Source organism: Brevibacillus invocatus (assembly GCF_003710915.1).
Classification (GTDB): Bacteria; Bacillota; Bacilli; order Brevibacillales; family Brevibacillaceae; genus Brevibacillus; species Brevibacillus invocatus.
In genome coordinates, this window is sequence record NZ_RHHR01000008.1 from 193,816 (window position 1) to 210,018 (window position 16,203).

Annotated in this window: 15 protein-coding genes; 1 reads left to right on the forward strand and 14 read right to left on the reverse strand. The window is 49.4% G+C overall.

The window, feature by feature from the left end:
- Positions 1–43: 43 nt before the first annotated feature.
- The 11 genes from EDM52_RS04590 to EDM52_RS04640 all read right to left on the reverse strand — a co-directional run bounded on the left by EDM52_RS04590 (position 44) and on the right by EDM52_RS04640 (position 12,009).
- The gene (locus EDM52_RS04590) at positions 44–1,474 is read right to left on the reverse strand and encodes an aldehyde dehydrogenase family protein (protein WP_122907856.1); all 1,431 of its coding nucleotides are present in this window, start codon (positions 1,472–1,474) and stop codon (positions 44–46) included.
- Between the two features lie 18 nt (positions 1,475–1,492).
- On the reverse strand, positions 1,493–3,262 hold the full coding sequence (locus EDM52_RS04595) for a thiamine pyrophosphate-binding protein (protein ID WP_122907857.1): 1,770 nt from the start codon (positions 3,260–3,262) through the stop codon (positions 1,493–1,495).
- Positions 3,259–4,260, reverse strand: coding sequence for a zinc-dependent alcohol dehydrogenase (locus EDM52_RS04600; protein WP_122907858.1), 1,002 nt, complete (start codon positions 4,258–4,260; stop codon positions 3,259–3,261). The genes EDM52_RS04595 and EDM52_RS04600 overlap by 4 nt, the downstream gene beginning before the upstream one ends.
- Before the next feature lie 54 nt (positions 4,261–4,314).
- Entirely contained in the window at positions 4,315–5,157 is an 843-nt protein-coding gene (locus tag EDM52_RS04605; protein ID WP_122907859.1) for a citryl-CoA lyase, read from the reverse strand.
- A gap of 124 nt (positions 5,158–5,281) precedes the next feature.
- Positions 5,282–6,166, reverse strand: a complete 885-nt coding sequence (locus EDM52_RS04610) for a LysR family transcriptional regulator (protein WP_122907860.1) — start codon at positions 6,164–6,166, stop codon at positions 5,282–5,284.
- 120 nt (positions 6,167–6,286) lie between these two features.
- Positions 6,287–7,330, reverse strand: coding sequence for a LacI family DNA-binding transcriptional regulator (locus EDM52_RS04615; RefSeq protein ID WP_122907861.1), 1,044 nt, complete (start codon positions 7,328–7,330; stop codon positions 6,287–6,289).
- Between the two features lie 108 nt (positions 7,331–7,438).
- On the reverse strand, positions 7,439–7,831 hold the full coding sequence (locus tag EDM52_RS04620) for a VOC family protein (RefSeq protein WP_122907862.1): 393 nt from the start codon (positions 7,829–7,831) through the stop codon (positions 7,439–7,441).
- A gap of 39 nt (positions 7,832–7,870) precedes the next feature.
- Positions 7,871–8,803, reverse strand: a complete 933-nt coding sequence (locus EDM52_RS04625; RefSeq protein WP_122907863.1) for a ketopantoate reductase family protein — start codon at positions 8,801–8,803, stop codon at positions 7,871–7,873.
- A gap of 68 nt (positions 8,804–8,871) precedes the next feature.
- A complete protein-coding gene (locus EDM52_RS04630; protein ID WP_122907864.1) occupies positions 8,872–9,954 on the reverse strand; it encodes a Bug family tripartite tricarboxylate transporter substrate binding protein in 1,083 nt (360 codons plus the stop codon).
- Between the two features lie 4 nt (positions 9,955–9,958).
- Positions 9,959–10,393 carry a MaoC family dehydratase gene (locus EDM52_RS04635; protein WP_122907865.1) on the reverse strand — a complete coding sequence of 145 codons (435 nt, stop codon included), beginning with the start codon at positions 10,391–10,393 and terminating at the stop codon, positions 9,959–9,961.
- 20 nt (positions 10,394–10,413) lie between these two features.
- Positions 10,414–12,009 (reverse strand): acyl CoA:acetate/3-ketoacid CoA transferase, encoded by a 1,596-nt coding sequence (locus tag EDM52_RS04640; RefSeq protein WP_122907866.1) that lies wholly within the window; start codon positions 12,007–12,009, stop codon positions 10,414–10,416.
- A 276-nt stretch (positions 12,010–12,285) separates the two neighbouring features.
- Here EDM52_RS04640 and EDM52_RS04645 point away from each other — a divergent pair, with 276 nt between their 5' ends.
- The gene (locus EDM52_RS04645) at positions 12,286–12,861 is read left to right on the forward strand and encodes a shikimate kinase (protein ID WP_122907867.1); all 576 of its coding nucleotides are present in this window, start codon (positions 12,286–12,288) and stop codon (positions 12,859–12,861) included.
- Between the two features lie 56 nt (positions 12,862–12,917).
- On the opposite strand, the gene EDM52_RS04650 is transcribed toward EDM52_RS04645, so the two are convergent.
- The 3 genes from EDM52_RS04650 to EDM52_RS04660 all read right to left on the reverse strand — a co-directional run bounded on the left by EDM52_RS04650 (position 12,918) and on the right by EDM52_RS04660 (position 15,933).
- Positions 12,918–13,994: a LacI family DNA-binding transcriptional regulator gene (locus EDM52_RS04650; protein WP_122907868.1), complete on the reverse strand. Its 1,077-nt coding sequence runs from the start codon at positions 13,992–13,994 to the stop codon at positions 12,918–12,920.
- Positions 13,995–14,059: 65 nt separating this feature from the next.
- Positions 14,060–15,340: a TRAP transporter large permease subunit gene (locus EDM52_RS04655; RefSeq protein ID WP_122907869.1), complete on the reverse strand. Its 1,281-nt coding sequence runs from the start codon at positions 15,338–15,340 to the stop codon at positions 14,060–14,062.
- Positions 15,340–15,933 carry a TRAP transporter small permease gene (locus EDM52_RS04660; protein WP_122907870.1) on the reverse strand — a complete coding sequence of 198 codons (594 nt, stop codon included), beginning with the start codon at positions 15,931–15,933 and terminating at the stop codon, positions 15,340–15,342. Before EDM52_RS04660 ends, EDM52_RS04655 begins: the two co-directional genes overlap by 1 nt.
- Between the last annotated feature and the right edge of the window lie 270 nt (positions 15,934–16,203).

Consider the following 16,203-nt stretch of genomic DNA (forward strand, 5'->3'; position numbering starts at 1 on the left):
CCTCCAATCGTATGATGGTGGATGTCTTTTGGAAAAAGCAGGTTTACTTCTCCAACTCAGGATTGAAAAACTCTCCGAACAATTCCTCATCAGATGGTTTGTCTTCTGGAATCGGGCGTGAAACCCAAGTTGTGTTCATATAGTGCTTCAGGTGCACATTCTCGGAGACGATATTGCCGCCCCAGGTTCCGCAGCCCAGGCTGGAAGTCATCGGCATCCCGTTGTTGAAAGCTCCAGCGTTTGCCTTGGATTGCGGCTGACGTACCATGATCCGGCTGACAGGAGCAGCCATACCCAGACGGTGGATGTGGTCATCATTGAAGGAGTAGATTCCGCAAGAGTGACCTTTCCCTCCTACCTCGTAGACCGCACGCATCATATCCAGCGCATTCTCGAACTCGCCCTCGTACTTGTAGACAGCTAGCAGAGTCGTCAGTTTTTCTCCGGAGAATGGATATTCTTTTCCGATTTTGTCGCCTCTGACGATGATGAATTTACGATCATCCGGAATGGAGAACCCGGCGATTTCAGCCAGCTTTTGCGGCGCCAGAGCGACTGTGGTCGGCAAGCGATGTCCTTCGTCGTCCCACATGACAGCACGCAGCTTTGCTTTTTCTTCTTCATTTGCCAAATATCCGCCGACCTTTTGCAATTGCTCCAGCATGTCGTCAAAAATCTTGTCACTGATGATCAGATTGCCATCAGAGGAGCAGCCAGAACCAAAGTCAGAGGTCTTGCTCAGCATGGTGTTTTTTGCAGCATCCGCTGTATCTGCGGTTTCATCGATAATCATGGTTGCGTTACCCGCACCTACGCCATAAGCAGGTGTTCCTGAGCTGTACGCGCTCTTCACCATGTCTTTTCCGCCAGTTGCCAGTGCCAGATCTGCCCGTGCCATCAAGGCTTTGGTCATCGGAATGTTGACGTTGGTCAGGCATTGCAGGATGTCAGCAGGCGCACCTTCACGCTCCAGCGCTTCTCTCATCAGGCGAACCGTTTCGAATGACGTTTTCTTGGAGCGCGGATGTGGAGAATAAATAACTACGTCTCTGGCTTTGATCGCATAGATCGCGGTACCTGCCGGAGTCAGATCCGGGTTGGTCGTCGGAACGATGGAAGCGATGATGCCGACCGGCTTCGCGTATTTTACAATGCCCTTTTCCGGGATTTCTTCGATGATTCCGATACTTTTTTGGCGAAGCGCATCGCGCAGGATCCCGCGAATTTTAAATCGCTTGTTCATGCGGCTCTCAGGATCACCCAGTCTGCTTTCCTCGATGCCCATCTCTACCAGACGTGCGAATGTTTTCTTGTTTGCAACAGCCCACGCCACCGCTTGGCACAGACGATCCACTCGCTCCTGATCGTAGGTCTCAATGATCGCCAGCGCTTTTCTTGCCTTTTCAAACGCCAGATCCAGCTCCTGCTGTTGTTCTTCTGTCAATTCAGTCGCTCTTACTTTTACCTCTCCCATGTCTCCTTGCCTCCTCTGTTATGCGTCTACCGCTACGTGGTGAACTTTCTTGTCCGGTGAATAAATGTCCATGATATTCCAGTGGCCCGCTGTTGGGGTTGGGATATTCTGCATTTGCACGTCGATCACAACTGGTTTATTGGATTCAATAGCTTTTGCAAGCGCATCTTTAAATTCTGACGCTGACTCAATCTTGATGCCTTCGACCCCGTATGCTCTTGCAATTGCCGCATAGTCTGGCGAATAAGGTTTGCCGTCGCGTTTGAACAACGTTCCGAGAGTGGTACCGAAGTGAGCCTTTTGCAAACCGGCAATCGTACCGAACGCGTAGTTGTTCATGATGACCCAGACGACAGGAATGTTTTCTTCCGCTGCGGTTGCCAGTACGGCAGGGTTTTGTCCAAAGCCGCCATCTCCCACCAGGGAAATCACCACTCGATTGGGTTGGGCGATTTTGGCGCCGAGTGCTGCTGGAGCACCGAAGCCCATCGTAGCCAAGCCGCCTGGCGTCAATACGGTACCTGGTTCATAGACCGGGAACTGCTGACCTACCCCGTTTTTGTTCCAGCCTACATCTGTCGTGATGAAAGCGTCTCTCGGCAGTACTTCGCGTACCTCCTGCAGGATGCGTTGTGGTGTCATCGGGAAAGCATCAGACTCGATATGCTCTTTGTTCAATCCTTGGAATTCAGCGCGATTCGCAGCGATCTTCTGTTTCAGTTCCTCGTTTTGCTTGCCCGCTGGCAGCAGTTCTTTGGCTACGCGATTCAATGCCGTCAAGGCCTGCTTCAGATCCGCTACTGCTCCGATGTCTACCGGATAGTTTCTGCCGATTTCACTAGGATCGATATCGATATGAATCAGCTTGGTTTTCGGAATGTCGAAGGTGTATTCCTTTTCCCAGGAGCTTGCATCTGCTTCGGCAAAACGCGTTCCGAGTGCGAGTATCAGGTCTGCGTTGCGAGTTGTATCGTTGATAAAGGTAGTTCCCCAGAAGCCGGTCATTCCCAGCGTCAGTGGATGGTCGTCAGGAAGCGCTCCTTTTCCCATCAGGCTGTGAGCTACAGGAATGCTCAGATGATCGACCAGCTCTTTCAATTCTGCTGCCGCATCGGCGATCATGATGCCTCCGCCAACATACAGCACGGGATTTTTTGCAGCAATGAGCTTCTCCACGATCCGTTTAGCTGTCTCATGATCGAGCGATGGCTTGTGCAGCTTGCGAGTATGAAGCTTCACCTTTTCAAATAGTTCGACATCGATTTCCATCGAAAAGATATCCATTGGAACGGATACGAGTACGGGTCCCGGTCTTCCGCTCTCTGCGAGCTGGAAGGCTTTTTCCAAAATCTGCGGGAATAGATCCGGGCGGTCTACGCGCCATGCCCGTTTCACGAATGGACGGTAGATTTCATATTGCGAAGCGTCCGCGTGCAGGTTTACTTCCTGGTGCGGGTGCTTGCCGTAGTAGTGGCTAGGCACGTCGCCAGCAATGACGACCATCGGGATGGAATCGAGTGCTGCGTTGGCCACGCCTGTCGCTGCATTCGTAAGCCCTGGTCCCAAGTGACTCAAGACGACTGCCGTCTGCTTTTTCGCACGCGCATAGCCATCGGCAATGTGAGCGGCGATCTGTTCATGTCTGGTGTTGATGAATTTGATGCTGCTGCCCTCTTCCAAGGCATTCAATACGGCGATGTTGGTGTGTCCGCACAGTCCGAAGAGGTGCTCTACGCCGCGATCTTCCAAATACTTGACCAGTTGATGAGAAATGAGTTCCTTTTTCATTCGCTATGATCCCCCCTGAAATCGAGAATGATTTTTCCATAATCGCCAGAAAAAGCGTTTTCAAATGCTTGTTCATAATCAGAAACCGGCAAGATCATTGAGACTACGGGATCAACCTGAAAATTATCATTTCGCAAATATTCAATCGTCTGCAAAAAGTCATCCGGGAAGTTGTAGATGATCGAGCCGTAAAGTGTGATTTCATTGCGTACGACATGGGCAACAGGAAAATGTGCTTCCGAGGTGATTCCGATCATGACCATCGAACCGCCGGGAGTGACAAGCTGCATGCCTTGTTCGATCGAGGCACGAGTACCTGCTGCTTCAACCACGATGTCAAACGTTTCACCAGCCACCTCGTCTGGCAGTGCAGTCCGGATATTTTCTACCATTCGCCCTACCTTTTCCAGCTTCAACGGGTTGATGTCAATGGCGGTAACCTTTGCTCCCAGGTAGCTTGCCATAAGCACAGCCAGCTTGCCTTCATTGCCGCAGCCTACAATCGCTACGGAAACATCTTTGTCGATCTTGACTTTGCGCAAGGCATGTACCACTACTGCGAAAGGCTCAATCAGGATGGCTCTTTCATCTGTCAAATCATCCGGTACAGGAAGTACGAATCGCGAGGAAATGACAAACTCTTCTGAAAATCCTCCATCTGTGTTGATCCCGAGAGATTTCTTGTTCTGACAGACGTTCGTGAGCCCTTTTTTGCACTTCACACAGCGTCCGCAAAAGGTGTTCGGCTGTACGACAACCCGTGTTCCAGATGGATACAGTGCGTCCTCTCCAGCCTCGACGATGGTACCGAGCAATTCATGACCCGGGCGCACCGGATATTTGGCGTAGTTGATTCCACCTTTGAACACATTGAGGTCTGTTCCGCATATCCCGCCGTAAATCAGTTTGATTTTCACTTCGTCTCCGGTCGGTCCGGGAAGTGCTTCACTTTCACGTAACTCCATCTCGAATGGATTGTTTAGATATAATTCCAGCACTCGCTTATGTTCACCACCTTGTTGTTTCGTTTCTGCCTTTTCGAGTGCAAGGGGTTAGTCTTGCTTATCTAAATGTCTCAGCTCGGGTCCAGAATAGCGGACCAAGTCGTCCCGATTCGGACACGGACCTTTGATCAAGACTCGGTTTTGCAGCTCCTCAAAAGCATGAGCGACAATTCCCATCCCTCTTGAGAGTGCAAAGATACCTTTGGCCGACTCGGCAGGGATGGCCAGTTCACACTGGATCGCTGCAGCCACGCCATCGACGTTCATCGTCATCTTTCTCTTCTTGCGCTCTTCCAGCTGGCGTCTGAACTCTTCCGCCATTTTCAGGTAGGCTCCCGAGATTTCGCCCTCTTCCACAAGCGTTTGCGCAAGCGCATACAATCTTCTGATGCGAGGGTCGTCGTCATGCAGCTGATGCCCGATGCCAGCCAATTTTTCTCCGTTCTGTTCAAGGAGATCGAGCTGCTCCCCAATCACTTCGTTGAATGAACGCTTCGGATCGGCTTCCAAAATCCCATTTGTCTTATAAAACAAGGTCATGGCTTTCTCAGCGGCTCCGCCGTGCACATCACCCAATACGTTGATGCCTGTTGCGACGCAGGAATTAAAAGAGATTCCGCACGTTGCTGCCATTCTGGCTGCGGCGATAGAAGGGGCTCTCGGACCGTGATCCGCTCCCGCTACTAAAACGCTTTCAAGTAAGCGTGCCTTTTTCTCGCTGAGCACCTCTCCACATAGAAGCAAATAAAGCATCTGGCTGTAGGAGAGCGTACCAATCAATTCTTCAATCGGATAACCTCTGACGATGATTTCATTTTTCTTGATACTGCTGATCTCGGTATCCCACCATACAGCTCCGTTGGAATAAGCATCCAAAGCACTACGGCCCATCTCTCATTCACTTCCTTTTCCATCCTTCTTTGCTTCTCTTGATCACAGTATAGCTGGTGTTTTTCCAGTAATAAAATGAATAAAACTCATGGAATCCATGAGTTTTAGGAATATCTCTATTTGGCTATCTTTTGGCTCTATCTTCAATAAATCGTTTGAACTGTTCGAGGGCAGGTGACATGTAGCGATCCGAACGCCATACCATTTGGATGGTTCGTTTGCAATTCGGATCGGTCACGGTGAGGAGCGAGATTTTGTCCATATCCAGACCGGGGATGAAAGGGATCAAGGCAACTCCAAAATCGGCTGCCACAAACCCTGCGATCGTCGCATCCCCTACCCCCTCAAACGTGACCTTCGGCTTGAAACCTGCCTGCTGACAAAGGGTGTCAATCACTTCGCGTATCCCGCTCTCATGCTTGTAGGAAACAAATGGCTCGTCCGCTACTTCTCGCAACTGGACTTCGGTCCTATCAGCGAGTCGATGGTTCTTCGGTACGATGAGAAAGAGCTGCTCTTCCATCGCTGCTACTGCTTCGATGTATTTGTTTTTCATCTGCTCGTTGGGAGAGCAGAATCCGAGCTCGATTTCCCCTGCTTCCAGCAGGTTCATGATTTTTCGCGTAGAGTCTTGGGTCAGCGCAAACTCGATACCCGGAAATTTTTCTCGAAAGTCACCAATTAGCTCAGGAACATAGCTGGAGCCGAGCGTATGGATAAACGCCAGAGAAATACTTCCGTTGTAGGGATCATCCAAATCCTTGATCTCCTGCTTGGCAAGTGTGATCTCCTGCATCGCCCGATTTACGTACGGCAAGAGAATCTCTCCGTACCGATTCAGCACAACGCCGCGAACCTTGCGCTCAAACAAGGGAACCCCCATCTCTTCCTCCAGCTTGGCAATCGAGCGACTGAGTGCAGATTGAGTCAAAGCCAGTTCATCTGCTGCCCGGGTAAAATTCTGCACTCTGGCTAAGGTTTGGAAATATTCAAGCTGCTGCCACTCCATCTGAACGCCTCCCGTGCATTCTAATCATAGCTACTTGCTACTACTCGATATGAAAATAAGTTGCAGACGGATTATAGAAACATTTCCAGTCTACAACTTATATTTGGTTTCGCATACACATCACTCGTTCGTTTCTGATTTTATCCAAGAGCTGGAAGTGCGAACGATTAATTCAGGCTTGATAATAATACGTTGTGGCTCGATATCCAAACCCATGATTCTTTGGTGCAGCAAATCTGCCGCATAGGTGCCGATCAGTTGCGGGCATGAAGATACCGTGGTCAAACTGGGAATCGAAGTAGCTGCTTCTTTGAGATTATCAAACCCTACCACAGCGATGTCTTGACCTGGCGTTAGTCCTGCTTCTTGCAAACCGACCATAGCCCCAAATGCGATGACGTCATTGTAGCAAAAAATGGCTGTAGGCGGGTCGGGATGCTTTAATAGTTGCCTTACCGCGTTTAGTCCGCCATCTCTTGTCATTGGGCTACCTACCATCAAGGTTTCGTCAACAGACAAGCCCGCTTCTTGGAAGGCTTGACCATATCCTTCTTTTCTTGCTTTCCAAGAAGAAGCTTCCGTAGGCCCGCCAAGCAAAGCGATTCTGCGATGTCCAGCAGAAATCAGGTGCTCGACAGCGACTTTTGAGCCCGGTGCAAAGTCAACACCCACGTAATCACAGTCCGCACCTGATATTTCTTTTCCGATGAGAATGACTGGGATTCCCCATTTCTCTAGTCGATTGATCGTATCCAGAGAGCTCTTCGTAGCTGGACAGAGAATCACACCACTCACTCGATACTCCAGCATCGTGGATAGCAGACTGTCTTGCTTGGCCCCGGATTCGGAGGTTGTTCCCAATAACACAGTATATCCGTGCTTGTCCAGTTCTTGATGTACACCCTCCAGCAATTCTGAAAAGTAAGGATTTGCGATCTCTGTGATAATCATCCCGACCGTAGACGAGCTTTGAGAGCGCAAATTGGCTGCTACCCGATCATATACGTATCCCAAGTCACTCATCGCGGCCAAAACTCTTTTTTGGGTAGCTTCTGAGATATTCTGAACCTTATTTCTGACGATTAAGGAGGCCGTTGTCTTCGAAACCCCTGCATGATCCGCTACCTGCTGCAGAGTGACGCGCGCCCGTTTTTTCTTATTCACGACTTCCAATCACCTACTCAAGACTTTCTTCCTTCTCTTTTGACACAAATTAATCCTAAACCAAAAATAAAGGCAAGTAAAGAAAACGAAATCGTAAGAAGATGGGACTTACTTCGTAACATAACTAACCTCGACAGAAAGCAGTTGATTGACACTGTTAGCTTTTTCCTGAATCAATTCTAGAACCAATCCATCTGGCAGTTGAACCCAGTTACGTCCCTTTGGCAATCCCGAGCATCCCCAGGTGTACACCGCTTCTAGCGCCTGCTCCAAATCCTCAGTTATGATAGCAATATGACCCATACGCCCTTCACCTGCTACAAAACCCGGATCCGAGATGAGTTGCAAGCCACCCATAAGCCAAACCTGCTTGGGGTCTTTTTTTTCCCCATCATAACCTACGACTGGCATTCCCAATGCCTCCTGAAAAAAGCCAATATGCCAATGAATATCCTTGACGAAATAGGCTACGTGCTCCACATACGACTTTTTTGAGTACACGAAAGTTTGCCCCTCTCAATATTAATGATGTCGTTCCAATCATTTGAGATACTGTAGCCCATATTCGATTCCTTTTACACTCGCCACCAATGTTTTGTTGACAGGAGTGGGAACCCCCCATTTCTCTCCCAAGCGGACGACGGAGCCATTTATGAAATCGATTTCGGTTGGCATTCTTTGCTCGATACTTTGAAGCATCGAAGGTTTAAAATCATCAGGCAAGCCTTCCGAAGCTTTGAACCAGGCTTCCTTTGGCTCCCGAATGGACAGTTGAACACCCATTGCCTTTGCAACAGCCATTCCTTCTGCTACCGCCTCAAGCGCAGTTTCCATCAGCTGTGGCATTTTATACAACCCGCCATACGGCAGTCTCGTGATTGTACACAAGGCACCTGTGGCAATATTGATCAGCAGCTTATCCCAAATGATGCCCATGATATTGGAGCTGACCGCGGTCGCCAAGCCTGCATGATTAAATACTTCAGCTACTCGGTTTACCCGCTCAGAGATCCTGCCGTCCATCTCTCCGATATAGGTTTCTTTCCCTACCGTTCCCGCATTGACATGGCCCGGATTCAGCATGACGCCACCTACATAAGTCCTGCCTACCAACACGCGTTCCTTGCCCACGACCTCGGCGATGATCTCTTCATTGCCCAAGCCATTCTGTAAAGACATCACCATCGTGTCCTCCCCCACAATCGAGTGGGCATTCTCTATAGCCTCTCTGGTGTGATAAGATTTCACGAGTACAATCATTAAGTCTACAGGTTCCATCCCTTCACAACTCGTAGCCGCGTGCACTTTCACTGTTCTTTCACGGCCATGTTCCCGAAGAGTCAGACCTTTTGTATTCATCACCTGTACATGTTCAAGCGAACGCCGAACCAATGTAACCTGTGAACCCGCTTCTGCCAATTGGCCGCCAATCGTACTGCCTAAAGCTCCTGAACCCAGAATACATATTTTCATCAGTAGCCCCCTCACCCACATCCCTTTCTATGGGATGACTCTTTATCCAAGATAAAGCCCTGCTTGACTCATTTCCAGAAGAAAAAAGCTGCGCAGGACTTTTTTCTAAAGATCAAATATTCCTTTTTCTGAATCCCCAACTGATCCGGACTCACTTTGGCCACTCCTGCATCCTGCAACAACCAGGCCGTCGTCGACTGCCAGTCCTTCCAAAATTTAACCGCCTCAACGCCTGACAATCCGATCGAAACTGCTCCTCTTTGCTTCAAGAAATTCTGGAACTCGGCATCTTGTTGTGCCTTGGAGAAAGCATCAGTCAATACCTGTTTGATCGGATCTGGTGTATCCTTTTTGACCCAAACGCCATAAAAAGGACCCCACGGTAAGTATTGTTTTATTTCGGGAACCGATTCCACAATCGCGGGAATCTCTTTTACTTGCTCTACTCGCTCTTCACTGAGCACTGCAAGAATACGTACCTTGCCTGCCCTCATATTCTCGATTGCTGCAGTTAGACCTGTAACCGTCACATCTACGTGTCCTCCCAATACAGCTGTCAAAGCTGGCCCTCCGCCATCAAAGGGAACCATGTTGAACTGAACATTCGTCACTGAAGTAAGCATCGTGCTGACGATAAAGTCCATTGTTGCCTGCCCGGTCGAGCCCATTTTGACTTTCCCTGGTCGATCTAATGCGTCTTTGATAAGATCATCAATAGATTGGTACTCAGATGCGGAGGATACGATAATGGCCGGGATAGCACCTGCTACGATATTGATCGGATATACATCGTCAAAACCAACCTCTGATATACCTAGAACTCCATAACTGGCAGCGTTTTCAGCCGTGAACAAAAGATGGTAGCCATCTGCATTTTTATCGACGACGTATTGCAAGCCAATCGCACCGTTTGCTCCTGTTTTGTTACTTAACACGATGGATTGACCCAGATGTTTTTCTGCCAATGGAGCGATGGCTCGCGAGATCGAATCGGTATCTCCGCCTGCTCCCCAAGGGATGACACCTGTTATGGTCTTTTTCGGATAGTCAGCGCTCTCCCCTGTTGTATTGCCACCTTGAGAACTGCATCCGACTGCCAGAATCAACGACAATGCAATGAGAAAAGTGGTTGTTTTGCGAAAATGGCGCATAGGATCAACCCTCCACAGGGAAAAACTTCAAAATATGCTGTGCAGCGGTACAGATTTCATCTTTCTGGTTGAACACTTCCACTTTTGCAACCGTTCGCAGATTCTCCTCGTCCACTTCGGTAATCGTATACTTGGCAGTCAGGGTGTCCCCAAAGAAAACAGGTCTGATAAAACGGAGTCTGTCATAACCGTAGGAGACACTGGGAAGACTGGCTCTTGCCTGCAGCTGGATCAGCGTGGATGCAGTAGAACCGATCGCGAGGGAAATGATGCCATGCGCTATCCGTGTTTTGTATTTGGTCGTCTTCATGAATTCTTCATCGGTGTGCATCTGGCTGTAATCCCCTGTGATCTCCGCGAATTGATACACTTCTTTTTCTGTGATGGTCTTGGAAAAAGAGCAAGTGTCCCCTACTTGAAATGGCAATTGATGACTCATCTTATTTCCCCCTCAAAATGTTATAGTCCGTTTTTTGACCTGCGCCACTCGTCGCGAATATTCATCGGCTGGTTTTGGAACAAGCGATCATCCATCGTTTTGAGATCTGCTGAAATCAGCGGTCTGAATCCCATTTGGCTAATAATGTCGCGTTCAAGGTCAATCCCCGGCGCGATCTCGATCAGTTCCAAACCATCAGAAGTGAGACGGAATACCGCTCGTTCTGTGATGTAGAGCACATCCTGTCCCCGCGTCAACGCATCCGGACCGTTAAACGTGATCTCAGAGACCTCTGGTACCAGCTTCTGAAAGCGCCCCTCCTGATTGATCTGCAAAACGCCGTTCTCTACCGCGGTCTTCAATCCACCAGCTGTCAATGTCCCACTGAAGATCACTTTCTTGGTGTTTTGGCTGATGTTGATAAAGCCGCCAGTCCCCATGATTTTGCCGTTGAACTTATGGACATTCACATTGCCTGCCTGATCCACTTCGGCAAAGCTCAGGAAACAGACATCCAATCCTCCACCATCGTAGAAATCGAACTGAGCTGGCATATCGAGCATTGCCTGCATATTGACACTAGCGCCGAAAAAGATTCCTTGAGCAGACACCCCGCCGATCGGCCCCGTTTCCACCGTCAATGTAAAATCCTCGCTAATCCCCTCCTCTCGCGCGACGATTCCGATGCCGTCCGAGATTCCTACGCCTACATTTCCCACATGACCGGCAGCGACCTCAAAAAGAGCGCGACGGGCAATCACTTTTCTCTCATTCAATGGCAACGGAATGACATTACCTGTCTCCATCATGTAATCGCCCGACATGAAGCGATTGACCGAACCGGAATACAGCTGTGGCTGTTCATGATGGACCACGACTGCATCAACGAGATAGCCGGGTATTTTTACCGATTTTGGATGTAGAGATCTTGCCTTTACCAGCCTTTGTACCTGTGCAATCACAATCCCACCGTTGTTGTGAGCGGCTTGAGCCATTGCCAGAGCATCCAAGTAAGCGATTTCATCTTCCATGCTGATATAGCCTTCCGTATCAGATGTTGTACCGCGGATAATCGCAACATCGGGTCGCACTGCCGGATAGAACAGGCAGTCCTGACCGTTCACTTGCATGACAGAAATGAGCTCTTCCGTGGTCCGTTCATTCAGCTTGCCTCCCTTTTGACGGGGATCAACAAACGTGCCAAGACCCACATGGCTAAGGATTCCCGGATGTCCAGCTGCAGCAGAGCGAAGCAATTGACTCATGACTCCCTGTGGAAAATTATAAGCTTCGACTTCATTGTTTTCTGCCATCTCTGCCAGACGAGGGGATTGCCCCCAATGCCCCCCGATGATTCTCTTTACGAGTCCTGGCAGTGCTAGAGGGGACAAACCTCGATCAGCACGATCACCAAGGCCAGTCGAATGCCAGAACGTTAAATCTCGAGGTTCTTGCGACTTCTTAAATCTGCGAGCCAGTGCTTCGATTACGGTTGTAGGCTCTAGCAAACCGCCACCAGCGCCACAAAACGCCACTGTAACTCCTGAAGGAATCCATGAAACGGCTTCATCCGCACTGACAATCGCGGCCAAGCAAGTGCTTCGTTGTGGTTTCATGACTTTTGCACTCCTTATCGTTGCTTTTGAAAAAACGTGTAAATATCAAGATTTAATGTATCGATATACTATATCGATTTAGTATATCGATACATTTGATTATAATTAGGTGTTTCTAATGTTGTCAATTTTTAATAAATTTTTATTGAAAAGCATTTTGAAAGATAGGTTTGCAGCTCGTTGAAATGATTTGACACAAGGGACTTTCCCGCATCATAATAGACTTTAAAGCGTAACAGTAACCAACTAGACCACAGGTAGAAAGTGAGTTTACGAATGACTGAAAATATAGATATATCCATTCGAGAAAAAAATATCGCTTTTATCGGATTTATGGGTGCGGGCAAGACGACCATCGGACAGCTGGTCGCCAAAAAACTGTATCGTGACTTCATTGATATCGATCAAGAAATCGAGCGAATCCACCAGATGCCGGTCTCGCAAATCTTTGAAAAGCTGGGAGAAGCCAGCTTTCGCAAAATGGAACGAGAACTGATCGTTTCCCTTTGCACAGGCACCCGGCTGAAAATCATCTCCCTCGGAGGCGGTGCGTATTTGCAGGAAGAAGTGAAAAAAGCCTGCTTGTCTCACTGTCTGGTCTTTTTCCTCGATTTATCTTGGGAATCCTGGAAGGAACGCATTCCACTGATCATCGACAGTCGTCCTGTTTTGCAAAATAAATCGCTCGACGAAATCGAGGAGCTGTTCATGAAACGAAGAGACGCCTACTCGATCAATCATTCTCAGTTTACTACCAGTGAAATCGACCCCGAGACCGCGGCGGATCGTATCGTGGAATCGTTAAAGCTGGCTTGGGACATTTATCAACCCAATCGAGATGATATTTATTAAAAAAACCTCCCTCTTGAGACTGTAAAAGTCGAAAAGGGAGGTTTTCCTGTATTTGTTTAGTTGAGCGAGGGTGTACACGATTCGCGTACGACCAGCTGCGGTTTCAAAATAATTCGTCTAGGGGCATCTTCCAGACCCCGAATCCGCTGGTGCAACAGCTCGGCAGCATTCGCCCCGACCAGCTCCGGGGTGGCGGCGATGGTGGTCAAGCTAGGATTGGAAATTGCCGCTTCTTTGATGTTGTCAAATCCGACAACTGCCAGATCCTTGCCAGGCGTCAATCCCGCTTCCTTCAAGCCGTGCATGACCCCGAACGACACGACGTCGTTGTAGCAAAAGACGGCTGTCGGCGGTTCGGGAAATTGAAGGATCTTGCGCAGAACCTCCACTCCACCTTCCCGCGTGGCTGGACCTTCCAATCGCAGGCATGGGTCGACCTCGATCCCCGCTTCCTGATGGGCAAGCAGATACCCCTGATAACGATCTCTCCAGGCAGATGATTCGGAAGGTCCACCCAAAAAGGCGATCCGTTTATGCCCGAGCGCAATGAGGTGATCCACCGCCATTCTTCCGCCCACTACGTTGTCGATACCGACATAGTCACAGTTGGCATGCGGGATGTCTTTGGCTACCAAGACGACGGGTATATCCCACTGTCTGAGACGCTCAATGGTTTCCGATGACGTACTTTTGGAGACGGGGCTCAAGATGACGCCGCCTACCCGATACTCCAGCATGGTGGAGATCAATGTATCCTGTTTTGCCTTTAGATCGAATGTAGTTCCGAGAATGACCGTATATCCATCCTTGTCCAACGCTTGATGCACACCCACCAGCAATTCAGAAAAGAACGGGTTGTCGATCTCTGTGATCACGAGCCCGACCGTGGACGAGTGCTGCGAGCGCAGATTGGCTGCCACTCGATCGTATACGTAGCCCAGCTCGCGCATCGATTCCAGCACCTTGTTCCGGGTCGCTTCCGAAATATTCGTGCTGCCTCGAACAATCAGGGAAGCGGTTGCACGCGATACACCTGCATGTTCCGCCACCTGCTGGAGCGTGACCCTCGGCCGTTTTTGTCGTTTTACGATAGGAATCACCTGCTTGCCGCTTATTGTCAACAGTACAGTCATTTTATCATTGTCACTAACAGAGGTACAGGCAATAATCCGTTCTTTTACAAAATATGCCTACCCTGTCAAATCAGCCATTGAAGGGGCACTGTCACGATCGACGGGAACAAAATCAGCAGAAGCAGTACGATCACTTCCACCAGCAGGAAAGGCCAAATGCCCTTCATGATGTCCTCAATTCCGATCTTGCCCACCCCGCAAGCCACGTTCAGAACGGTACCTACTGGCGGAGTCAACAGTCCGATGCAGTTCGCTAGGATGAAGACGACGCCAAAGTAAATCGGATCGATACCGGCCTGTTTGACTATCGGCATGAGGACCGGGGTCATAATCAGTACAACAGGTGTCAGGTCCATCGCTGTGCCGATGAGCAGCACGACGGCCGTGATCGCCAGCATGAGCAGAGTAGGGCTATCAATCAGTGGAGCGAGCATTTCCGACAGAACCAATGGAATATTGGCAACCGTGATCAACCAGGCTGTGACCATCGCCGCTGCCACAAGGAACATGACGACGCTCGTGGTTTTTGCCGAGGCAACCAATACTTTGTACAAGTCCTTTACCTTCAATTCCCGATAGACCACAAAGCCTACAAACAGGGCATAAAAAGCAGCTACTACAGCAGCTTCTGTAGGCGTGAAAATGCCCATGCGCATTCCGACGATAATGATGACGGGCAGCATCAATGCCCAGACCGCTTGCTTGGCGGCACCCCAAACCTCTCGCATCGATTTGCGAGGGAAAACCTGGACATCATCTTGTTTGCGCATGACCAGCCACCAGGTCGTGACCAAACCGAGACCGATCATCAATCCCGGCACGATTCCAGCCATGAACAGCTTGGTGATGGAAAGACCGCTGGAAACACCGAAAATAATAAAGGGAATACTCGGAGGAATGATCGGGGCAATAATCCCACCTGCAGCAATCAAGCCCGTCGAGCGATTGCGGTCGTAGCCCGCCTTGATCATCATCGGAATCAGGATCGCTCCAAGCGCTGCCGTATCTGCCACCGCTGATCCGGACAAGCCTGCGAACAGCACGCTGGCCACAATCGCGACATAGCCCATCCCTCCGCGGACATGACCGAAGATCGACATGGCAAAGTTGATGATGCGCTTGGAGATTCCCCCTGCATTCATCAGCTCTCCGGCGAGGATGAAGAAGGGCACGGCCATCATGGGGAAGCTGTTGGCTCCGTTGATGAGATTTTGCGCGATGATCTGGCTGTCAAAGACGCCGAGAAAAATCATCAGAGCGACTCCGCTCACGAGCAAAGCCAATGCGATCGGCATTCCCAATGCCATGACGCCAAGCAGTGAGCCGGCAAAAACCACTAATGCCATTACGCTCTACCTCCCGTCGTATGCCATTTTTGGCGTGAGTCATCTGTTTCTTCCGCTGCTTCCGCTGCTGCCACCGCTTCCATTGCCTCCTCGTCTGATCCTTTCATGGAGATAAGCCTCTCCACTGCATCTTTGTGAAACAAGACCTGATACATATTGAACAAGACGATAATAGCCATCCCAATGCTCACTACGATTCCAATTCCATAAATGTAGGAAAGCGGCAAGCCGACTGCTGGCGAGAGTGCTTTCGTACTGATCATGGTGGATTTCCAACTACCATCCAAAACGAGCCAGAGTACATAGAGAACAATCAGGTTACTGAGGACAAACGCCACTTTTTTACCAACCAATGGCAGTTTTTTGATGAACATGTCTACACCCAAATGACTGTTGTCCTTGAGCGCCCCAATCGCGCCTAGAAACGTGAGCCATACGAAGAGAAAACGAGACATTTCCTCTGACCAGGTAATACCTGAATCGAAAGCATAGCGCAATACCACGTTCAAAAAGACCAGAATGGCCATACCGCTCAAGCAAACAGCCATCAACACATTCGTGACTTTGGTTAAAACGGCCAGGGCTTTTTCCATGATGCTACCTCCTCGTATAATCATTGTTAGAAGCTCTTCTTCAGACAATTTCCAGTTGATCCGGACAACGGAAAGAGAGTGAAGAGAATTCCAGTTAAATTGAATTTGAAGCCATGGTTTGGAGGCCTTAGCCGAACCCCGTACCGCAACCCCGTGGGGCGAGGAACGGAAGTCGGGGCTAAGAAGCCAATCATTACTTCTCACGCTGTCTGTACGTCTAATGATCCGGACGTTAGTTTGTACAGTCCGGCCAAAACCATCGCTTTGATG